The following is a 21,288-nucleotide window of genomic DNA, read 5'->3' on the forward strand; positions in this document are numbered from 1 at the left end:
ATACGGATGCCGTTAATTTGAACATACTAACCGACAGTAATTTCCCAATATTTTTTAGTGGTGCACTATTGATGGCGATGATTGCCACTTTATTTGCCGTTAAAAATGTCAGTATTAAATTTAGCTATTTATGCACAGCAGCTGTTGGTTTGGCTATTTTGAGTACGGGCGCAGCTTGGCTTGCCATTTTACTTGCCTTTGGATTTTGTTTTCATTTATGGCAAGCCTTCGAGCGAAATAATTGGAGCATGATTATTACCAGCTCAATGGCTGGTCTTTTATTTGTTGTTCTATTTTCAGCTCATTTATTATTGGAAGTTCCGTTATTTTGGGTTGTGTTAGCAATATTATTATTAGCTATTGTTGGCTTTTTAAATGACGAAAGCGCTGAAATAGAAGTCGTGATAGAGCCAGAACCTACAGGTGATGCATTTATTGAAGAGTCTCCGCTTTCGGTTTTTGCAGATAGAAAACAGTTACGCCAAGGTTACTATGCATGGTGCGACAACAAGCAAGTAAGTGCAGCGTTAATCGTTATTCGTCTTGAAGGATTTGAGCAAGTTAACCAGCATATAGGACGTGACTTTGGCGATATACTTTTAGCACAATCGGCTAATCGAATAAAAGAACTGCTTTCAAGTGACGAGATAGTGACTTTAGTTGGGCAAGAAAAGCTAGCCCACTTAGGGGGCCTTAACTTTGCATTTATTTGTAGTTTTGCGAATCAAAAACATTTACATGAGTTGGTTATTGAACAAATACTGGGTGCAACACTTAAGCCATTTAATGTTGCTAACTGCACTGTAGAGGTAAAAGCGAGGGCGAGTTATGTTGATTGTAATGAGCAAGACAATAACTTTGATAATTTAATATCGTACGCATACCTAGCACTCGATAGCCACCCAAATCGCAAGGTTGTGCCTTATCATCAACAAATGATGATTGAACTGCGAGAGCAACAAGCGCGACTAAAAGAATTAGCAAATATTGATTTTTCGAGCGAATTAGAACTCTATTTTCAACCTATAATTTGTAACGAAAACGGTCAAATTGAGTTTTTAGAATTACTACTGCGTTGGCAGCACCCTAAGCAAGGAATTTTATCTGCTAATCGTTTTATTGACGACATAAGAATAGCAGGGCTTGGTTACCCGCTTGCTAAATTTGTAATGGAGAGAGCCGCTGAGCTTGCAATGGCGCTTAGAGTAGAAGGTATTTCCATACCGCTTAGCATTAACGTATTTGGCCCTGAAATGCTAAATGAAGAGTTTGTTGAATTTGTTGATGTTGTTATAAATGAACATCACTTAGAGGCGGGAGACTTGATTGTTGAATGCCCTTTACATATTTTTGCTGGTTTAGATGACAAAGGTCGAGGCATGATCGCAAGGCTTAATAACATAGGCTTAAAAGTATGTGTGGATGGACTTGGTGATAACCCGGTACTACTTTCTAAGTTACCAAGTTTAGCGGTTGAGTATATTAAGGTTTCACCTTCACTTACCGCTGACTTTAGTAATCAAAACAATATACGCAGTTTAGTTGGTGGAATGGTTGATATGCATAGCCAACAAAAAACAAAAGTGATTTTTGAAGGAGTAGAAACACTTGAGCAACTTAAGTTTGTAAAAAGCTTAAAAGGTTATGCTGCCCAAGGTTATTACTTTGGTCACCCGCTAAGTAGTATCGGTTTAATGAGCTGGCTAAAAGAGTGGCGATCGGTTCAACAACGTTAAGTGTTTTCTTTGGCTTGTAGGTAGCTATTTACAAGTGCACTAATCACTTGCCCTACATGGGCAGCACCGACATCTAACCCGTTAGGGTGCTGGCTAGGCGCTGCTTCACATAAGTGTAAGTACTTAGAGTGCCGGTGGCTTGCAGCTAAATGCACAAAGTGCTCAGTGTCACTCACACTAAATCCGCAATATGTATACGCACTAACTGGCATATAAGTAATACTATCTAAATCAACTTCAACACCCAGTGGTAAATCATTAAAATTACTTAGTGCATTTTCAATTGCCTGCGTTAGTGTAATTTTTCGCTTAACTTGTATAGATTGATAGCTATCAAACTTAAAGTTAGCTTCACTCATTGCATCTATAATTGCTTGATTATTTTTTAATTCATGTAAGCCAATAACATGGTAATTACTTAGATGTTGCTCGTTATACGCGTAGCGAAAACCATTACCACTATGGCGACCTTCACATTCTCTAAAATCGGCATGAGGGTCAAAATTGATAGCATTAACAGGCGTGTTTTTTGACTTACTTAGCGCGCGAATAATACCTAAGCAATTATTGTGACCTCCGCCAATTACGATTGGCTCAAGCCCTGCTTTAAAAATAAGGCTTAATACTGACTCTACGCGTTCATCAAGTTGTTGGCATAAATCTCGTAATTGAGTTAACTGCTGGGCTTGCTGATTATTAAGTTGGTTGCTTTGCGCCATTAAATCATCAGTATTTACTTCACCCAATAAAAGTACTTTTTGAGTGGCAATAAATTGATTATGAGATTGGTTTAAAAAACGTTTTAAAAAAGCAGGCCATGCTTCATTTGCACCGCTATTTCCTAAATTTGCTTTTGGGCCAATATCTTCGCAAATACCAAGAAGTACGTAGCAAATGCCAAATTGAGCTGCGTCAATAAGTGCTTGTTGCAGGTTTACTTGAGTGTCTAGCAAGGCCATTGATTGCCATGCTTTTTTTTCATTTACGCGGTTAGAGCAGAGTGCTCTAACCGCGCTTTCATCATATACTTTTAAATGGGAGGTCACGTTATACTTCTACAACTTCCAATTCTAATTCTTCTGCAGATAAAACAATGCCAGTACTATCGGCATAAATAAAGTCATCATCAAAAAATGATACACCGGCAAAGTTAACGCCTATAGCATCCTCGCCAGCACCTTCACTGTCAGCTGCAACAGGAATGGAAGCAATTGCTTGAATGCCTAAATCAAGTTCTTCAAGCTCATCAACGTGGCGTACTGCGCCGTAAACAACAATACCATTCCAGTTATTTTCAAGTGCAAGTTCGGCCAATTCAATATCAATAAGTGCACGGCGAGTTGAGCCACCACCGTCAATAAGAAGCACTAAGTCTGTACCGTCTTGAGAAAGTAATTCGCGGATCAGTTCATTATTTTCAAAACATTTAACCGTTTTAATGCGGCCACCAAAGCTGTGTCGACCACCAAAGTTGATGAACATTGGCTCTAGCACGTCAACCACATCAGCAAAGTGGTCACATAAATCAGAAGTGCTGTAATCCATTATTTTATCCTCAAAAGGTACATTAATTTATACCTCAGTATACCCTCCTTATAAGCAATAACAACGACTTAATCGCAGTAAATTTAGACAAAACAAGCGCTAAATCATTAATCGCAATAATAGTGTCTTAAAAGCGTCACTCAATTGTTATTTACAACACATAAGCTAAATCGGTGTTCATATATTATGCAATGAGGGGGAAGTGATGGATAACAATAATATGTTTAAAAGGGCAGCTCTGCTAGATGAGCAATTATTTTTAACTCTGTTTAATTGCAACTCACCGAAGTGGTTTAAAACAATGGCGTTTGGATTATCAAAAAGCGGTGATGGAGGGCTTTACATACTTGTGTGTTTAGCGGTGTGGTGGCTTAGTAATAATGAGCAGCAACAATTATTACCTGTAACGATATTAGTTGGTTTTGCTATAGAAAGGCCCATTTATTTATTGGCCAAAAATAGATTTGCCCGTATCCGTCCATGCGACTGCTTAGTAACAAATGCTTACATAGTACCAAGTGATAAATTTAGTTTGCCCTCGGGTCACAGCGCTGCAGCGTTCTTAGTTGCGATTATACTAAGTCACTTTTTCCCTGAATATATATGGCTACTACTTAGTTGGGCTGCTGGTGTGGCTATTTCTCGTGTTGTATTAGGCGTACACTTTCCTGCTGATATTATTATAGGTGCTATTATTGGCAGTGTTTGTGGCTTATTCGCATTAGCGCTTGTGGTACCTGTATGAAAATATTGTATGGAGTGCAGGGGACCGGTAATGGTCATATAACGCGGGCTAGGGTTATGGCAAGCTGCTTTAATAAACTTGGTATTGATGTTGACTATGTGTTTTCAGGGCGAGCAAATAAAGATTACTTTGATATGCACGAATTCTCAGATTATAAAGCGTATCGGGGCTTATCGTTTAGTACTGAAAATGGGCAAGTCAAAAATTTAAAAACACTTAAAAACATGCGGGTTTGTAAGCTGGTGAGTGATATAAAATCGCTTGATATAAAAGAGTACGATTTTGTACTTAACGACTTTGAGCCAGTCACAGCATGGGCTGCAAAACGGGCCGATATACCAGTTATCGGTATTAGTCACCAAGCCGCATTTTTGTCAGAAAACGTACCTATATTTGGTCGTGGTGTACTCAGAAAATCGCTCATCAAGCATTATGCACCAGCATCTACCTATTTAGGCGTACACTGGAAGCCATTTGCAAATAATATAATCCCGCCTTTTATTGCTCATCATAATCATGAGAATCCTGTCGCGGTACTAAATAAGGTATTGGTATATTTACCGTTTGAAAACTTAGATAGCATTGTTGATTACTTAAAAGACTTTCCCGAAAAAGAATTTTATTGTTATCACCCAAATGCCTGCAATCAGTCTTTTGGACATATACATTTGCGACTCCCCTCACGTTCTGGTTTTTTAAATGACTTAGCAAACACGAGTGGCGTTATTGGTAATGCGGGGTTTGAGCTTGCCAGTGAGGCGCTTAAGTTAGGTAAGAAGTTACTATTAAAGCCTTTAGATGGGCAGTTTGAGCAAACCGCAAATGCACAAACTTTGTTTGCCATGGGCATGGCGCATGTTATGAACTATTTAAACTCGCAAGCCCTTGACGACTGGAATAGCGCCCCGCAAAATAAGCAAATAAATTACCCTAGCGACCCAGCGCCTTTAATTGATTGGTTGGTTAAACAACAGTGGAATAACACACAATCGTTACACAAAGGTTTGTGGGATAGTGTCGCTTTATAGCCATCACAATTAAGTCGCTTAGAATAACCAATAATAAAAAGTTAAATTAATGAGTCGCTTCTGAGCTATCAGCTATAATACAAATGCATATTTAAAAAAGGCGTTAGCGATGAATTTTTTACAAAACTTAACAATCAAACGACGTTTACAGTTAAACGCAGTCGTTGTTGGTTTAGCAATGGTGGTCCTTTTATGCGTAATAATTTATGAAGCGAGAACAACGTTAAGCTTAAATAAAACAATTCAGCTTGCTGAAGAGCTTAATATCCATGAATTAGAACTGCGTAAACATGAAAAAAACTTTCTTTTTTATAAACAAGAAGAAGCATTAGACTTATTTGAACAAGATTATAACCAGCTTAAAAGTAAAATTGCTAAGTTGAATGTAATTATGCAAGAGCAGGGTATCGAAACCCAAAAAATAAGTAATCTCGATAATTTGGTAAGTGCTTATAACAATGACTTTATGAGTGTTGTTGTGCTACAAAAACGCATAGGATTACACCCAAAAGATGGGCTGTATGGCGAACTAAGAAGTGCAGTACACGAGGTCGAAAGCTTGCTCAAAGAGCAAGATAATTACAAACTCTTATCTTCTATATTACAATTAAGACGGGCTGAAAAAGATTTTATGCTACGTTTTGATCTTAAGTATTTAACTCGATTTGATGAAGGGGTTGATACTTTAAAGCAGCAAATCGCTCAGGCTCAATTTGATACAGGGTACACAGCTCAATTAAATGGCTTTTTAAATTCCTACCAAACGCAATTTCAAGCATTGGTCCAGGCACAGGTTGAATTGGGCTTAGATTTAAATTCAGGTGCACTTGGAAAAATGCGTAAAAGTGTTGAACAAAGTGATGCAATCGTTGCGCAGATACTATTAAGCACTAAGCAACAGGTAGATAAAAGCGTTGAACAGGCACAATTTTTAGCCATTCTTATTTTTGTGATTGCTGGCATTATTGTTTTGATGTTGGTTTATTTCACGAGCCGCTCGATTATTGTGCCTATAGAGCGGGTTTATCACACCATTAACGATATTCGTCGTAATAATGATTTAAGCGTGATGATAGAGCAAACAGGTAAAGACGAAATTACCACCATGACGGTCGACTTTAATAGCTTAATAGGCGATTTTAAAAACTTAATTAACGAAGTTAATGGTGCTTTAAATACGCTTAATATAGCAACAGAGCATTTATCAGAAAGTACTGCAGCAACAAGCTCCGGTATGCAAGAGCAATTACATGAAGCCGACATGGTTGCAACTGCAGCCACCGAAATGCAGGCGACGATTCAGGATATTTCACATAATACTGAAGCGGCTGCTAAAAAAGCAGAGTCAACAAATTTAAGTGCTCAACAAGGGCGCAGTGAAGTTGACTCTACCGTTAAGCACATTAGGGCCCTATCTGATTCGTTAGGGAATGCATCAAATGTAGTGTCGCAACTTGAAAAAGATGGCGAAACAATTGGTTCAGTGCTTGATGTAATTCGGGGGATTGCAGATCAAACAAATTTACTCGCACTTAATGCGGCAATAGAAGCGGCCCGTGCTGGTGAGTATGGTCGTGGCTTTGCTGTTGTTGCAGATGAGGTTCGTTCATTAGCGAAGCGTACTCAAGAGTCTACGAGTGAGATTGAAGGTATTATAAGTACCTTACAGCAGCGTACTCAAGAAGTGGTAAGTATTATGCACAAATGTCGTTCTCAAGGCGATGAAAGTGCCTCGCAAGCAATTAAAGCAGGTGAGTTATTAGGCGCAATTACTGAAGATGTACAAACAATAATGGAAATGAGCTCTCAAATAGCGGTTGCTATTGACGAGCAAAGCCAAGTGGCATCAGAGGTTAATAAAAATGTAGTAAGAATTCGCGACATTGCGCAAGATGCAACTGAACATGCTGCTAAAAACGCCCAAACTAGCGAAGAAGTATCTGAGCAAGCTAGAGTGTTATTTAGCGCTATTGATAAGTTTAAAGTGTAACTAACTTGAACCCTGGATAGTAAATATCTTAACCAGGGTTTAGGTTAACTAATCTAAAAATACCCACCTAAAGTTACCAATAAGGTTTAAGGAATAAACTTTATTGGTACACTGTTTTTGTTTTGTTCGTGCTCGGCTACGCGTGCCGAATATTCATCGCTCAACGTTTGTTGCTGCGCTTGTAGTTTTTCAAAGTAACTCCAACTGAACAGTCCGCTATTGTGACCATCATCGAAATCTAAACGCAGTGCATAATGCCCAACAGGTACTATGTTTTTTATACCTACAGATTGTTTATTAAGTACTAGCTTCATTGGACCAGAGCCATGGCCTTGCACTTCAGCAGAGGGAGAGTGAACGCGTAAAAATTCACAGCTAAAGACTGCTTGGCTATCGTCGTCAAAATAAACATCTAAATTTTTACTCACGCTGTGGTAATGCACTTTTGTAACGTGTTTCATTTTATATATCCCATTAAAAAGCCCCCAATCTGGAGGCTTTTAGTATAACGTTTATATTCGTTTTATAGAATGAAGCGGCTTAAGTCTTCATCTTCAACAAGTGCGCCTAGATGTTTTTCAACGTAAGCGGCGTCAATGACAAGTGATGAACCTGCTTTTTCAGAAGCATCGTATGAAATTTCTTCCATCAATCTTTCCATCACAGTATGCAAGCGACGAGCACCGATGTTTTCGGTTTTTTCGTTAACTTGCCACGCTGCCTTAGCAATACGCTCAATAGCATCATCACTAAACTCAATCGTTACTTGCTCAGTTTTAAGGAGCTCTCGTTGTTGCTCAGTAAGCGATGCATGCGGCTCTGTCAGGATACGTTTAAAGTCATCTGCAGTTAGTGGTTCAAGTTCTACTCGAATCGGTAAGCGACCTTGTAGCTCAGGTATCATGTCTGATGGTTTAGACATTTGGAACGCACCTGAGGCAATAAACAACATATGGTCAGTTTTAACCATACCGTGTTTAGTGTTTACTGTTGAGCCTTCAATTAGCGGTAGTAAGTCGCGCTGAACACCTTCTCGGCTCACATCAGGGCCTGAAGAATCACCACGTTTACAAATTTTGTCTATTTCATCTATAAACACAATACCGTTTTGCTCTACTGCAAAAATAGCTTGTTCTTTTAGCTCTTCAGGGTTTACTAATTTAGCGGCTTCTTCTTCCGTTAATAGTTTGAAGGCCTCTTTAATTTTTAACTTACGTTTAGTGCGTTTATCGCCGCCCATGTTTTGAAACATGCTTTGTAACTGGTTGGTCATATCTTCCATACCAGGAGGCGCCATAATTTCTACGTTTGATTGAGCTTGCGCTAATTCAATCTCGATTTCTTTATCATCTAATTGACCTTCACGTAATTTTTTACGAAATGTTTGGCGAGTAGATGAAGTATCGTCGCGTTGGCTTTCGCCATATTGATCTTTAACCGGTGGTAAAAGTGCATCTAAAATTCGCTCTTCTGCTGCTTCTTCGGCGCGATGTTTAAACTTTTTAGTTTGCTGTTCGCGAGTCATTTTAATTGAAACATCAACGAGGTCACGTATGATCGTATCTACTTCTTTACCAACATAACCAACTTCAGTAAATTTAGTCGCTTCTACTTTAATGAATGGTGCGTTAGCAAGTTTTGCTAAACGGCGGGCAATTTCTGTTTTACCTACACCTGTTGGACCAATCATTAATATATTTTTTGGTGTTACTTCACTGCGTAAATCTTCATTTAATTGCATACGGCGCCAGCGATTACGAAGCGCAATAGCGACCGCTTTTTTAGCTTTAGCCTGACCTATAATGTGCTGATCTAGCTCGTGAACAATTTCTCTTGGGGTCATATCAGACATAATAGTTCCTATTATAATTCTTCGATTGTTTGGAAGTTATTAGTAAATACGCAGATGTTGCCTGCAATAGTTAAGCTTTTCTCTACTATTTCACGAGCGCTTAAATCTGTATTTTCTAAAAGGGCGGTTGCAGCTGATTGCGCAAAGTTACCACCACTACCAATTGCAATTAAATCGTTTTCTGGCTGAACTACATCGCCATTACCGGTAATAATTAAAGAGGCTGTTTCGTCTGCTACGGCGAGCAGCGCTTCGAGTTTTCGAAGTGCACGGTCACTTCGCCAATCTTTAGCCATTTCTACTGCGGCTTTAGTTAGGTTACCTTGGTGCATTTCTAATTTGCTTTCAAAACGTTCGAAAAGAGTGAAGGCATCAGCAGTACCGCCGGCAAAACCAGCGATTACTTTGCCATTATAAAGACGTCGAACTTTGCGGGCGTTGCCCTTCATTACGGTGTTACCAAGTGAAACTTGGCCATCGCCGCCAATTACAACTTTGTCGCCGCGGCGAACACTTACAATAGTAGTCATGTTATTCCTCATCATCGAGCTGCAGAGGCAACTCGTAAAAAACGATTATGATGAGGTTATATGGGTGAATGGTTTATTTTCAAGTCCAGCCCCAAATTCCGCAGCCGACTATTTTTACACGTTTAAGTTTGTTTTTATCGCTTTCGGCTTGGCGTTTGGTTTTATAAGGGCCTAAACGTACTTTATACCAAGTACCATTGCTGCCTTCAGCCTGTTTTATCTCAGAAATGAGCCCTGCAAATGCGATTTTAGCTTTTAACGATTCAGCTTGTGCATGAGTTCTGAACGAACCGCATTGCATAACATAAGGACCTTTTTGCTCAAGTTCTTTTACTTCAACTTGAATCTCGTGGTTTCTAATTTCTTTAATAAATTCCGGTGTACGTGGAATAACAACTTCTACTTTTGCGGGTGCAGTTGGGTTAGCTTGTTTTTCGACAAGTTTTGGATCGGCATTACTTTTTATAAACCATAGTGTGTAGGCAAAACCACCTACAAGTAAGATGGCTATAACGGCTAAAAGAATAGGAAATGGTTTTTTAGCGGGTGCGTTTTTTTTACTGTTTCTGCCTGCAGGCTTTTTATTAATATAATCGTGCTGTGCCATGGTGTTATTTTGGCCTTAACCTAAATCATGTCTATAGGGTCTACGTCTAAGCTCCAGCGTACTTTTTGTGCAAGTTTACTGGTACTTAAATAATCAACCATTTGCGCAAGGTACTGATGTAATATGCGACGATCTTGCGCTTGAATATGCAATTGAAAACGATACATACCTGCGACTCTTTCAAGTGGGGCAGGGATCGGACCGAGCAATTGTATACCAGATACCCCATTCACAGGAACCAAATCCGTCAAAAAATCGACGACTAGTTTAATACTATGCCCTTGTGCACGCACAATGGCCATATTTGTAATGGGCGGTAAGTCAGCATCATCGCGCTCACTAAGAGCAAAGCGGGCAAAGTCTTGGTAACCATTATTAACTAAGTCTTGCAAAAGAGGGTGTTCTGGAAAGTGTGTTTGTAATAACACTTGGCCAGGCTCACCTGAACGTCCAGCACGCCCCGCTACTTGGGTGACTAATTGCGCTAAATGTTCTGTTGCTCTAAAGTCGCATGAGTATAAGCCGCTATCTACATCTAAAATTATAACAAGGCTTACATCTGCAAAGTGATGGCCTTTGGCAAGCATTTGTGTGCCCACTAAAATGCGTGCGCCCCCTAGGTTTATTTCATCAAGTGCTTTTTCAAGGCTACCTTTTCGGCGAGTTGAATCGCGGTCTATACGAGTAACTGGTGTATCAGGGAACTCGGTCGATAAAAACTCTTCAATTTGCTCTGTGCCTTTACCGTTAGGAAATATTTGCGTACTTCCACAGTCAGGGCATTGGTGAGGGACAGGGTACTGGTCGCCACAGTGATGACAGATCATTTGCCCAATCGCTTTATGAAATGTAGCGCTGGTACTGCATCGTTTACACTCGCTCAACCAACCGCACTCATGGCAAATAAGGGTTGGTGAGAAACCTCGGCGATTTAAAAATACCATAACCTGTTTACCGCGATTTAAGTGCTGACGCATAGTAGCAAGGCTTGCATGTGCAATACCTGCTTGGTCGGGCTGACCTTTCATATCGAGTAACTTAAACTGGTTGTCAGTCGCTGTTTGTGCACGCTCGGTTAAACTTAATAGCTGGTATTTGTTATTAATTGCTTTGTGTAGTGTTTCAAGCGCGGGTGTGGCGCTGCCTAATATAAGCGGAATTTTATGCTGAAAAGCTCTGTAAGCGGCTAAATCACGAGCATGGTAACGAAGGGTATCTTGTTGTTTAAATGACGAGTCGTGTTCTTCATCAACAACAATCATACCGAGTTTTAAAAATGGTAGAAAAATACTCGAACGCGTGCCAATAACTATCGCGCAACTGCCTTTTTCGCAAAAACGCCATGTTTGTAAACGTTCGTTGTCGGTAAGTGCAGAGTGCCAAAGCATAATGGGTGTATCAGGAAAACGGCGGCGAAAACGGTTTACGGTTTGTGGTGTTAGACCGATTTCGGGCACGAGTACGAGGGCTTGCTCGCCACGTTTGAGTACTTCTTCTAGGCACTGTAAATACACTTCGGTTTTACCGCTGCCCGTTACGCCTTCTAATAAGAAGCTGCTAAAGCCAGTACTTTGATTTATAGCTGTGCAAGCAACCGCTTGTTCTTTATTAAGTACTGGTTTACTACCGACGGTTGGAGCAACACTTTGCCATTGGTTATCGTGCTCAATAGTTTGTGTTATGAGTTCTTTATCTATTAAGCTATCTATTGTTTTTTTACTAAAGCCCAGTGCTTTTAACTCAGTTAATGATGACTTACCTGATTGTGATAACTGCTTTAATAGGTTGAGCTGTGTTTTAGCTTTTAATGACGGTACTTTTGCACCTTTTTCTGTCAGGGCAACCATATTAATACTGGTTTTATCAGGCGATTCACCTTGGCGAAGTGCACCAGGTAGCGCTATATGAATAGTTTCGCCTAATGGATAGCAATAATAGCGGGCAGTAAAGCTAAGGAGTTCTAAATGCTGGGCACTTAAAATAGGGGCGTCGTCTATTACCTCTATAATATTTTTAATTTTATTTAAAGGGACGTCGGTACTGCTTTTAATACCCAGAACAACCGCTACTTTTTTTTGATTACCAAAAGGTACCAAAACCCGCATGCCAGGTAGTAAAGGAGTTGATAAGCCACTGAGCTGTTCTTCTATTTTATAATCAAAGGTGCGTGGAAGCGGGACTTTAATAGCAACTTCAACAAAACTCATAACAACTCAACCCGTAAAATTAATGCTGTAATGTACTAAAAATAACGCTAAAAACCTACTAGCAATAGCGCTTGAGACAGAGATTGTTCACTTTTTTAGCAAAAATATAAATAAATACTTGTGTGGGGGGAGGTTGTTGGATAAAATCCGCCACCAACAAATTTGTTTTAACGACGTATGGTGCCAAACTCCGGGTTTGGAGAGCGATGCGGCCTTAACTAGAGGTTCCTATGAAAGAAGGTATTCACCCTAAGTACGAAGTAATTTCTGCAACATGTTCATGTGGAAATAAATTCGAAACTAGCTCAACTCTTTGTAAAGACATTCACTTAGACGTATGTTCTGCGTGTCACCCGTTTTACACTGGTAAGCAAAAAGTTTTAGACACTGGCGGACGTGTTGATCGCTTCAACAAGCGCTTCGGTGCACTTGCCAGCAAGAAGTAATTATTGCTGTTTAGTTAAAAAAAGCACCTTAGGGTGCTTTTTTTGTGCCTAAAATTTGCCATTTCCTGTTCTATTTAGCTAACTTTAGCTATTTTCTTATTTTGCATAACTATTTCCTATTCTTATTCTGAGTATGCATAATCCTTTACAGACAAATCGATAGATATTCTCTATATTTTAAATAGTACAATTTTTAACTAGGTTGATAAAAGTAGCTAACGTGGGCTTATCTGTTTTTAAAGTAGGGTAGTAGGCTGTTATTCTAAGTTTATGCTGATACTTTAAGTATACATTTTATAAGATTTTGGTAGGCATAAAAGCACCTTAAAACTTACTTTTTAGGTGAATTTTTATTTATTAAATGTCGATATAATCCTGCAAAGTTACTGAAAAACCTCTTAAAATTAAAGGATATAGCATATAACAGGATAGACCTGATATTGCTTGGAATTTAAAAATAATAAGGGTATCGTACCCCAAGACTCCATCTCTCACTTTAACTTAAATTGCAGGATACCATCGCGTTATGTCTGACTTTCGTGAACAAGCACTACATTACCACTCACATCCCGTACCAGGTAAAATTAGCATTGAGCTTACAAAACCAGCTGAAACGGCTCATGATCTTGCACTTGCGTATAGCCCAGGTGTTGCCGAACCTGTACGTGAAATAGCTGCAGATCCTGCAAATGCTTATAAATATACTGGTAAAGGTAACATGGTTGCGGTTATTACTAATGGTACTGCAATTTTAGGCCTTGGTAATTTAGGTCCTTTAGCGTCTAAGCCTGTAATGGAAGGTAAAGCGCTATTGTTTAAACGTTTTGCAGGGCTTGATTCTATCGATATTGAAGTTAAGCACAAAACAACAGAAGACTTTATTAATACGGTTGCCAATATTGCCGACACATTCGGTGGTATTAACCTTGAAGATATTAAAGCACCAGAGTGTTTTGAAATTGAAAAAGCATTAATAGAGCGTTGTAGCATTCCTGTTTTTCATGATGATCAACACGGTACTGCCATTGTAACGGCTGCTGGTATGTTAAATGCGCTAGAAGTACAAGGTAAGTCAATTGAAGATGCAATTATTGTATGTTTAGGTGCAGGCGCTGCTGCTGTTGCGTGTATGGAGCTGTTAATTAAGTGTGGCGCACTGCGCGAACACATTTATATGCTTGACCGCAAAGGTGTTATTCATACCCGCCGCGATGACTTAAATGAATACAAACAGCTTTTTGCTAACAATACCGATAAGCGTACATTGCAAGATGTAATTGCAGATGCTGATGTGTTTGTGGGCGTTTCTGGCCCTAACTTATTAGCGGCTGAAGATTTAAAGCTAATGGCTGAAAAACCAGTTGTGTTTGCATGTTCAAATCCAGATCCTGAGATTGATCCTGCACTTGCGCACGGCGCACGCAACGATTTAATCATGGCAACAGGACGCTCTGATTACCCTAACCAAGTTAATAATGTTTTATGTTTCCCGTTTATTTTCCGTGGTGCACTTGATGTACGTGCAAGCGCTATTAACGATGAAATGAAAATTGCTGCAGTAGATGCTATTCGAAGTATTGCCAAAGAGCCAGTACCTGCAGAAGTTTTAAAAGCCGCTGGTGTAGATAAACTAGAATTTGGTGCGCAGTATATTATTCCAAAACCAATGGATCCACGTTTACTGCCGCGTATAGCAAGAGCTGTTGCACTTGCTGCTATTGAGTCAGGTGTTGCACAAATTGAGCTACCTGAAAACTATATGCAGTAAATCTATACAGTAGAGCTATGCAATAAAATTTAGATATAAAAAAACCTCAGTAATTACTGAGGTTTTTTTTGTCTTTGTAATATTTATTCTTCGTTTAAAACGGGTACTTCTAGACCCATTTCTTGCATTATTTTTTTAACTTCTTCTGGCACTTTTTCGGCGTTATCTTTACGTAAGTCATCGTCATTTGGTAAAGGTTGGCCAGTAAAAGCATGCAAAAATGCCTCACATAGCAATTCACTATTTGTAGCATGGCGAAGGTTATTGATTTGACGACGTGTACGTTCGTCAGTTAATACCTTTAATACATTTAGCGGGATCGAAACGGTGATCTTTTTAACTTGCTCTGATTTTTTACCGTGTTCTGCGTATGGGTGAATATACTCACCATTCCATTTAGCCATAAGATGTATCGTTGCCTCAGATTATTAATTTCTCACACGGTATAAAAAGCGTGTAAATATGCGTGAAATTCTATCGATTTAAAAAAGATAGTCAAATAATAGATACCGATCTATCTTAATAAGCCTATTGTAGGTGTAAAGATAAGCACACTTTTGTGAGCTAAAATGTGTTATTCGCAAAGGCCCCTTCTACTTTTAGCCATCTAGAGCTTTAAAATACTTTGACTTATCAAAACGGATAACTTACTCTTTTAGACGTCTAAACATCCAAATTAATCAGGTGACGAATATGAGCGAAAAAAACAAAGCGACCATTGCTGTACGTAACGGCGTTGATGCTGATAAACATCATGGTGCGGTGGTACCGCCAATTTATTTATCGACTACTTATTCGTTTGCCGACTTTGATACTAAGCGTGAGTATGATTATGGTCGTAGCGGTAATCCTAATCGTGATATTTTAGCTGAGACGCTTGCTAAGCTTGAAGGTGGCGCTCGTGGCATAATTACAGCTACAGGCATGGCTGCCGTGCATTTAGCTACTCAGCTACTTAATAGTGACGATACGTTAGTAATTCCACATGATTGTTATGGTGGCAGCTATCGTTTATTTACATCTTTACAAAAACGCGGACTACTAAAGCTCGAAATATTAGATTTAACAAAAGAAGAAAGTCTTCAACAAATTTTAGTAATTAAACCAAAGCTTATTTGGATAGAAACCCCAAGTAACCCAGTACTTCGTTTAACAGATATTAAAGCGGTTACCGATGTGGCTAAGCAATGCGGTGCATTGGTGGCTGCAGATAACACGTTTTTGTCGCCTGCTTTACAAAATCCTCTTAAGTTTGGTGTAGATATTGTGGTGCATTCAACCACTAAATACATTAACGGACACTCAGATGTAGTAGGCGGCGCTGTTATTGCCGCAACACAAGAGTTAGGCGATGAGCTTGCTTGGTGGGCTAATAACATTGGTATTACGGGTGCGCCTTTTGATAGCTATTTAACGCTTCGTGGTTTACGTACTTTAAATGTGCGCCTAAGGCAGCATCAAGAAAATGCACTGGCAATAGCTAAGTACCTTGAAAGCTCTGAATATGTAAGCCAAGTTTACTACCCAGGTCTTGAGTCACATCCTCAACATGAGCTGGCTAAAGCACAGCAACTTGGTTTTGGTGGCATGGTTAGTTTTGATATTAAAGGCGATATAAACGACGCTGCGGCATTTTTAACTAGCCTTAAAACGTTTAGTTTAGCTGAGTCATTAGGTGGCGTAGAGAGCTTAATTTGTCACCCTGCAACTATGACGCACGCAGGTATGGAGGCAACAGCACGTTTAGAGGCGGGTGTGGGCGATACGCTTATTCGTATTTCGGTAGGTATTGAAGATATACACGATTTAGTCGCTGATTTTGAACGAGTGTTTGAACTTGTAAAACCAGGGCAAAATAAAAATGTTGGCCGTGTAGGCAAAGGAGCAGGCACTCCTGGTGGTAACGTTAAATTAAGTGCAGCTCGTCCGGCGCTTTGGTGATTAATATGGTTAATTGTATACATAAATTTGGTGGCTCGAGTTTAAGCTCAAGTGAGCGATACCAAAGCGTAGCAAAAATAATAATTACACATACTCAGCCGGGTGATTGTGTGGTGGTATCGGCTGCGGGTAAGACAACCGATACGCTAGTATTACTTTGGCAAAGCTATCAAAAACAAGATACTCAAGCAGTAGCTGATATTTTACTGCAGTTAAATAACCATCAAAGTGATTTAATAGAGCAGTTATTAGAAGCTGATTTAAAACGAAGTGCACTTAAAACACTAAGTATCGAACTTAGCTATATTGCAGAACTTGCTCAAGCTGAGCAGCTAAAAGAGGCTGCATTACTTGCACATGGCGAACTGTGGTCAGCACGTTTACTCGCTACTTATTTACAGCAGCTAAATATTGAGGCATGCGCTCAAGATGCACGTACTCTTTTTACCTTAAATGATGGCGAATTAATGCATGCGCAAAATGCGCAGCAATGTGGGCAGTTAATTTTGCCTAATAAAATAAATGTTGTTACTGGGTTTATTGCCGCAGATATCAAAGGCGAGACAGTAACGCTTGGCCGAAATGGCAGTGACTACAGCGCAACACTACTTGCAAATTATTGCAATGCTAAGCAAGTATGTATTTGGACTGATACACAGGGAGTGTATAGCACTGATCCTCGCAAGGTACAAAAAGCGATTAAGTACGGCAAAATTTGCCGTGGGCAGGCTAATTTATTAGCTCGTTTGGGTAACCCTGTATTACATGCAAAAACACTATCGCCACTTAAAAACACAGATATTAAGTTAGCTGTTCGCAGTAGTTTTGACGTACAAGCAAGTCCAACAGATATAGTAAAAGAAGGTTCAGCGAAGAAAAAACGTTTTATAACCACGTTGCAAAATGTTGACCTATTAATGGTTGAAGGATTAAGTGAAGGTGAGGTCTCAAGCGTTAGTCAGCTTATTCAGCATAGCCTTCATCACTTTAACCATAATGGTGAAGTGTATTTAGTAGTACCTGCAGCACAAACTTATCTGGTTATTAATTATTTTGCGGGTAGGGCAAATATTAGTGAGTCAAATTTAAACGGTTGTGCAATTGTAGCGCCTGAGCAAGACGTTAATACATTAAGCTTACAAGCATTAGATTTATTAAAAATCCACAGCATAAAACCTCGTTTTGTCCATCAAGATACTGGCTATGCTTTATTGCTTACCGATCAATTTATAGATAGTGATATACAAAGTGCCTTACACGATAAGTTAATTAATAAAGGCCAAGAAATCGCAATTATAGTTGCGGGGCTTGGTAACGTTGGCGACGCTTTTATTAAACAGTTATCGGCACAATTTGAGCGTTTATCGGATGACTTTAGTATTAAATTAGTCGGTCTAATTCGCTCTAAAAAAATGCTGTTTAATGCAAGTGGTATTAATACACAGCAATGGAAAACTCAATGGCAGCATGAGGCAAATAGCTATCAATCTGCAGATTTACTGAATGCTATAAATGAGCTCGATTACGAGCATAAAATTGTAATTGATATTACCGCAAGTGAACAATTTAGCTTGTTATATCCAGACTTTGTAGATAGAAACTGTCATTTAATTAGTGCTAATAAATACGCTGGAACAGCACCGACTACTTGGTATAAAGCACTTCGTAGTAATATTACAGAACGTAATTTACATTGGCGATATAACACCAGTGTAGGCGCTGGCTTACCTATTAACTTTGCTTTGGCTGATTTGCAAAATAGTGGCGATAAAATAACACGTATAGAAGGTGTTTTCTCAGGCACGCTTTCGTGGTTATGCAGTAAATATGATGGAACAAGGCCATTTTCTGAGTTGCTACTGGAAGCTCAGAAAATGGGATTCACAGAGCCAGACCCTCGCGAAGATTTATCTGGGCGAGATATGCAGCGTAAGCTACTTATTTTAGCTCGAGAGCTAGGTGTTGAGCTTGAACTTGACGATATTGGTTTATCGGCATTGATGCCAGATGAACTTGCGCTGGGAAGTTGGGATGACTTTTTAAATAAAAAAGCACAGCTAGACGCGTTCATCGAAGAGCATGCAGTGACAGCAAAGTCTAAAAATTTAGTACTTAGATATACGGGCTTGTTAGAAATCACACAAGGTGAAGTAATTGCTAAAGTGGGAATAGCGTATGTGCCTAATGGCGATGCGTTAGCAAACCTTACACCTGGCGATAATATTTTTGTAATTAATAGCAAATGGTATAGCGATAACGCATTAGTGATTCAGGGGCCTGGAGCGGGTAGAGAAGTGACCGCTGCGGGTGTGCACTCTGATTTATATTGGCTTGTTCAAAACTTAAAATAAACCTTTGGTTTAAACAAAAACGGCAGCTTAAATAAGCTGCCGTTTTTGTATTACATACATATTACTAAAATAGCTCTTCTTCTGTTTTAGTGTCTTCTTCAAATATATCGTTAGGCTGAGATAGCACATACTTTGTAGGTGCGGTGCCTTTTTCAAAATATTCAAATCGACTTGTGTAGTCATTTTTATGGCTAAGTAAGCCTGTAGCTAAATCAATACGAATAGAAACAAGTCCCTCAGGCGGCTCAATTGGGGCTTCAGGCTTGCCTTCAAGTGCCGCTTTCATAAATTCAACCCATGCTGGCTGCGCGGTTTTAGCGCCAGATTCCGCACCTGATATTTGGCTGCTATCTAGGTTGTTATTATATGTAGAGCGACCAAGAGCGTTGCCCGGATTATCAAAGCCAACCCAAACTGAGGTCATCACATTACTATTAAAACCGCTAAACCAGGTATCTACTGAGTCATTAGTTGTGCCTGTTTTACCTGAAATATCGCGACGATCTAGCGCTTGTGCTCGCCAACCGGTTCCACTCCAACCTGTTTTATGAGCCCAGCTACCACCCCCCCAAATTGCACTATTCATAGCATCAGCAATTAAAAATGCATTTTGCTTAGAAATAATTCTCGGCGCACATTTTTTCGTTTGCTCCATTTCATCATCACTATTATGCATCGAGAGTACATTGTGTGTTGGCAAAGGCTCTTCGTCACAGGCAAGAGCAGGGTTTGCTTTAAACAATACATTGCCGTAAGCATCTTGAATTTCTGAGATAAAGTAAGGTTCAATTAAGTGACCACCGTTGGCAAATGTGCTCATGCCTCTTGCAAGTTCAAGCGGAGTAATAGAAGCACTACCAAGTGCTAATGATTCACTACGATTAATGTCAGCGTCTTTAAAACCAAATTTTAGTAAGTGATCAGCTGTACGTTGCAATCCAACACCACGTAGTAAGCGCACCGAAATAACGTTTTTAGACTGTGCTAAAGCACGGCGAATTCGAATAGGACCATTGTAAACAGCAGGGCTGTTTTTAGGGCGCCATGCTACGCCTTGGCTCTTATCCCACTGGTTTATAGGTGCATCATTTAATATAGACGCAAGCGTGTAACCTTTTTCAAGTGCTGCTGAATATATAAAAGGTTTTATATTAGAACCCACTTGACGCTTAGCTTGTATCGCTCGGTTGTATTGACTTTGCTCAAAGCTGTAACCCCCTACAATAGCTTTTATTCTACCGTCTTGTGGGTCGAGGGATACAATAGCGCTTGATGCTTCTGGTATTTGGCTTAATAAGTAGCTGTTATCTTCGTTTTGACGTACCCATATTTGCATACCTGGCGTTAAAATATCAGTAGCTGCTTTTGGAGCAAAGCTTTGGCGGTAGCGAGTAATATACTTACGCGCCCATTTTAAACTATCCCAACTGAGAGTTGTTTGCTCACCGTTTTTAAGTAGTACTGTAGCTGTTTTATTATTAACACTGAGTACTGCTGCAACTTTTAAAGTGCCTAACTCATTTACGCTCTGTAATTTATTGAGTATTTGTTGCTCAGTTAAAGCTGGTTGTGTTTCAGGATTCCATAAAACATCAGTTGGACCTCTAAAACCATGACGCATATCGTAACTGTGTAAGTTATTTACAAGTGCGTTTTGCGCTGCTTTTTGAACCTTTGACTCTACTGAGGTAAAAATTTTAAAACCAGAGTTGTAGGCTTTATCTACCCCATAGCGCGAAACCATTTCAGCGCGCACCATTTCAGAGATATACGGTGCGTATAAGTTTATTTCTGCACCGTGAAAATAAGCTGTAATAGGTTGGCTAGTTGCTTCGCTATATTGCTCTTGTGTTATATAGTCTTCGGTCAGTAAACGGCCTAAAACTACATTTCGGCGTGCTTTTGCACGCGTTGGGTTACGAATTGGGTTTAAAGCTGAAGGTGCTTTAGGTAAACCTGCAATCATCGCCATTTGCGCAAGTGTTAAATCTTTTAGCTCTTTACCGTAATAAACTTGCGCTGCTGCACCAATACCGAAAGCACGATTACCTAATTCTATTTTATTAAGGTAAAGCTCTAAAATTTCGTCTTTTGTTAACACTCCTTCAATATGAAGCGCTATAAATATTTCTTTAACTTTACGGATATACGCTTTTTCGCGTGTTAAAAAGAAATTACGAGCAAGCTGCATAGTAATAGTACTTGCACCTTGTTTTTTCTCGCCAGTAGATATAAGAACAACAGCCGAACGTACTATACCAATAGGGTCTATGCCTATATGATCGTAAAATCGATTATCTTCTGTCGCTAAAAATGCATTAATGAGTGTTTGAGGAATTTCATCAATAGTCACTGGAATACGACGTTTTTCACCAAATTGATTGATTAAAAGCCCATCTTTAGTGAATACTTGCATAGGAGTTTGTAATTGCACGTCTTTTAAAACTTGCACACTGGGGATATCAGGTTTAACGTAGTAATAAAGACTGATCAAAGTAATCAGACCAATTAACACACAAATGATAAAAAATTGTAAAGTTCG

Annotated in this window: 17 protein-coding genes; 8 read left to right on the forward strand and 9 right to left on the reverse strand. The window is 39.5% G+C overall.

Features of this window, described 5'->3' with window-relative positions; genetic code table 11:
* The first annotated feature begins 71 nt into the window (after positions 1-71).
* A complete protein-coding gene (locus CXF89_RS06510; RefSeq protein ID WP_121954130.1) occupies positions 72-1,736 on the forward strand; it encodes a bifunctional diguanylate cyclase/phosphodiesterase in 1,665 nt (554 codons plus the stop codon).
* Here the strand turns inward: CXF89_RS06510 and CXF89_RS06515 are convergent.
* Both CXF89_RS06515 and rraA read right to left on the reverse strand, forming a co-directional pair.
* Entirely contained in the window at positions 1,733-2,782 is a 1,050-nt protein-coding gene (locus CXF89_RS06515) for a formimidoylglutamase (protein ID WP_121954131.1), read from the reverse strand. The two genes, CXF89_RS06510 and CXF89_RS06515, sit on opposite strands and share 4 nt — an antisense overlap.
* Position 2,783: 1 nt before the next feature.
* On the reverse strand, positions 2,784-3,281 hold the full coding sequence (gene rraA, locus CXF89_RS06520; RefSeq protein ID WP_002959955.1) for a ribonuclease E activity regulator RraA: 498 nt from the start codon (positions 3,279-3,281) through the stop codon (positions 2,784-2,786).
* Positions 3,282-3,486: 205 nt separating this feature from the next.
* Here rraA and CXF89_RS06525 point away from each other — a divergent pair, with 205 nt between their 5' ends.
* The 3 genes from CXF89_RS06525 (at position 3,487) to CXF89_RS06535 (ending at position 7,044) form a co-directional block, all read left to right on the forward strand.
* Positions 3,487-4,026 carry a phosphatase PAP2 family protein gene (locus tag CXF89_RS06525; protein ID WP_033026551.1) on the forward strand — a complete coding sequence of 180 codons (540 nt, stop codon included), beginning with the start codon at positions 3,487-3,489 and terminating at the stop codon, positions 4,024-4,026.
* Complete coding sequence (locus CXF89_RS06530; protein ID WP_121954132.1) at positions 4,023-5,054, forward strand: MJ1255/VC2487 family glycosyltransferase; 1,032 nt, start codon at positions 4,023-4,025, stop codon at positions 5,052-5,054. Before CXF89_RS06525 ends, CXF89_RS06530 begins: the two co-directional genes overlap by 4 nt.
* Positions 5,055-5,163: 109 nt before the next feature.
* Positions 5,164-7,044: a methyl-accepting chemotaxis protein gene (locus CXF89_RS06535; RefSeq protein ID WP_007582034.1), complete on the forward strand. Its 1,881-nt coding sequence runs from the start codon at positions 5,164-5,166 to the stop codon at positions 7,042-7,044.
* An 86-nt stretch (positions 7,045-7,130) separates the two neighbouring features.
* Here the strand turns inward: CXF89_RS06535 and CXF89_RS06540 are convergent, their stop codons facing one another.
* The 5 genes from CXF89_RS06540 to priA form a co-directional block, all read right to left on the reverse strand.
* The gene (locus tag CXF89_RS06540; RefSeq protein ID WP_010553804.1) at positions 7,131-7,505 is read right to left on the reverse strand and encodes a gamma-butyrobetaine hydroxylase family protein; all 375 of its coding nucleotides are present in this window, start codon (positions 7,503-7,505) and stop codon (positions 7,131-7,133) included.
* A 62-nt stretch (positions 7,506-7,567) separates the two neighbouring features.
* On the reverse strand, positions 7,568-8,896 hold the full coding sequence (gene hslU / locus CXF89_RS06545; RefSeq protein ID WP_007582032.1) for an HslU--HslV peptidase ATPase subunit: 1,329 nt from the start codon (positions 8,894-8,896) through the stop codon (positions 7,568-7,570).
* Between the two features lie 11 nt (positions 8,897-8,907).
* Entirely contained in the window at positions 8,908-9,426 is a 519-nt protein-coding gene (gene hslV / locus CXF89_RS06550; protein ID WP_002958366.1) for an ATP-dependent protease subunit HslV, read from the reverse strand.
* A gap of 79 nt (positions 9,427-9,505) precedes the next feature.
* On the reverse strand, positions 9,506-10,033 hold the full coding sequence (locus CXF89_RS06555) for an SPOR domain-containing protein (RefSeq protein WP_007582031.1): 528 nt from the start codon (positions 10,031-10,033) through the stop codon (positions 9,506-9,508).
* 20 nt (positions 10,034-10,053) lie between these two features.
* Complete coding sequence (gene priA, locus CXF89_RS06560; RefSeq protein WP_024594431.1) at positions 10,054-12,240, reverse strand: primosomal protein N'; 2,187 nt, start codon at positions 12,238-12,240, stop codon at positions 10,054-10,056.
* A gap of 230 nt (positions 12,241-12,470) precedes the next feature.
* On the opposite strand from priA, the gene rpmE reads away from it, so the two are divergent.
* Together rpmE and CXF89_RS06570 are read left to right on the forward strand one after the other, a co-directional pair.
* On the forward strand, positions 12,471-12,686 hold the full coding sequence (gene rpmE / locus CXF89_RS06565; RefSeq protein ID WP_007582029.1) for a 50S ribosomal protein L31: 216 nt from the start codon (positions 12,471-12,473) through the stop codon (positions 12,684-12,686).
* Between the two features lie 526 nt (positions 12,687-13,212).
* A complete protein-coding gene (locus CXF89_RS06570; protein ID WP_121954133.1) occupies positions 13,213-14,454 on the forward strand; it encodes a malic enzyme-like NAD(P)-binding protein in 1,242 nt (413 codons plus the stop codon).
* 83 nt (positions 14,455-14,537) lie between these two features.
* Here the strand turns inward: CXF89_RS06570 and metJ are convergent, their stop codons facing one another.
* Entirely contained in the window at positions 14,538-14,858 is a 321-nt protein-coding gene (gene metJ, locus CXF89_RS06575; protein ID WP_007586263.1) for a met regulon transcriptional regulator MetJ, read from the reverse strand.
* 289 nt (positions 14,859-15,147) lie between these two features.
* On the opposite strand from metJ, the gene metB reads away from it, so the two are divergent.
* Both metB and metL read left to right on the forward strand, forming a co-directional pair.
* Positions 15,148-16,395: a cystathionine gamma-synthase gene (metB, locus tag CXF89_RS06580; RefSeq protein ID WP_121954134.1), complete on the forward strand. Its 1,248-nt coding sequence runs from the start codon at positions 15,148-15,150 to the stop codon at positions 16,393-16,395.
* A 5-nt stretch (positions 16,396-16,400) separates the two neighbouring features.
* Complete coding sequence (gene metL, locus CXF89_RS06585) at positions 16,401-18,746, forward strand: bifunctional aspartate kinase/homoserine dehydrogenase II (protein ID WP_121954135.1); 2,346 nt, start codon at positions 16,401-16,403, stop codon at positions 18,744-18,746.
* A 64-nt stretch (positions 18,747-18,810) separates the two neighbouring features.
* Here the strand turns inward: metL and CXF89_RS06590 are convergent.
* A partial coding sequence (locus tag CXF89_RS06590; protein WP_180961384.1) for a penicillin-binding protein 1A occupies positions 18,811-21,288 on the reverse strand: 2,478 nt, incomplete at its 5' end.

It is taken from the genome of Pseudoalteromonas sp. MelDa3 (assembly GCF_002863625.1).
GTDB classification, from domain to species: Bacteria; Pseudomonadota; Gammaproteobacteria; order Enterobacterales; family Alteromonadaceae; genus Pseudoalteromonas; species Pseudoalteromonas arctica.

What these genes read in the sequence shown, in the direction of transcription:
- CXF89_RS06535 (WP_007582034.1), top strand. Translation starts at nt 5,164, where the DNA reads ATGAATTTTTTACAAAACTTAACAATCAAACGACGTTTACAGTTAAAC.
- CXF89_RS06530 (WP_121954132.1), top strand. Translation starts at nt 4,023, where the DNA reads ATGAAAATATTGTATGGAGTGCAGGGGACCGGTAATGGTCATATAACG.
- metB (WP_121954134.1), top strand. Translation starts at nt 15,148, where the DNA reads ATGAGCGAAAAAAACAAAGCGACCATTGCTGTACGTAACGGCGTTGAT.
- CXF89_RS06525 (WP_033026551.1), top strand. Translation starts at nt 3,487, where the DNA reads ATGGATAACAATAATATGTTTAAAAGGGCAGCTCTGCTAGATGAGCAA.
- rraA (WP_002959955.1), bottom strand. Translation starts at nt 3,281, where the DNA reads ATGGATTACAGCACTTCTGATTTATGTGACCACTTTGCTGATGTGGTT.
- hslU (WP_007582032.1), bottom strand. Translation starts at nt 8,896, where the DNA reads ATGTCTGATATGACCCCAAGAGAAATTGTTCACGAGCTAGATCAGCAC.
- CXF89_RS06555 (WP_007582031.1), bottom strand. Translation starts at nt 10,033, where the DNA reads ATGGCACAGCACGATTATATTAATAAAAAGCCTGCAGGCAGAAACAGT.
- hslV (WP_002958366.1), bottom strand. Translation starts at nt 9,426, where the DNA reads ATGACTACTATTGTAAGTGTTCGCCGCGGCGACAAAGTTGTAATTGGC.
- metL (WP_121954135.1), top strand. Translation starts at nt 16,401, where the DNA reads ATGGTTAATTGTATACATAAATTTGGTGGCTCGAGTTTAAGCTCAAGT.
- CXF89_RS06570 (WP_121954133.1), top strand. Translation starts at nt 13,213, where the DNA reads ATGTCTGACTTTCGTGAACAAGCACTACATTACCACTCACATCCCGTA.
- metJ (WP_007586263.1), bottom strand. Translation starts at nt 14,858, where the DNA reads ATGGCTAAATGGAATGGTGAGTATATTCACCCATACGCAGAACACGGT.
- CXF89_RS06540 (WP_010553804.1), bottom strand. Translation starts at nt 7,505, where the DNA reads ATGAAACACGTTACAAAAGTGCATTACCACAGCGTGAGTAAAAATTTA.
- CXF89_RS06510 (WP_121954130.1), top strand. Translation starts at nt 72, where the DNA reads ATGGCGATGATTGCCACTTTATTTGCCGTTAAAAATGTCAGTATTAAA.
- rpmE (WP_007582029.1), top strand. Translation starts at nt 12,471, where the DNA reads ATGAAAGAAGGTATTCACCCTAAGTACGAAGTAATTTCTGCAACATGT.
- priA (WP_024594431.1), bottom strand. Translation starts at nt 12,240, where the DNA reads ATGAGTTTTGTTGAAGTTGCTATTAAAGTCCCGCTTCCACGCACCTTT.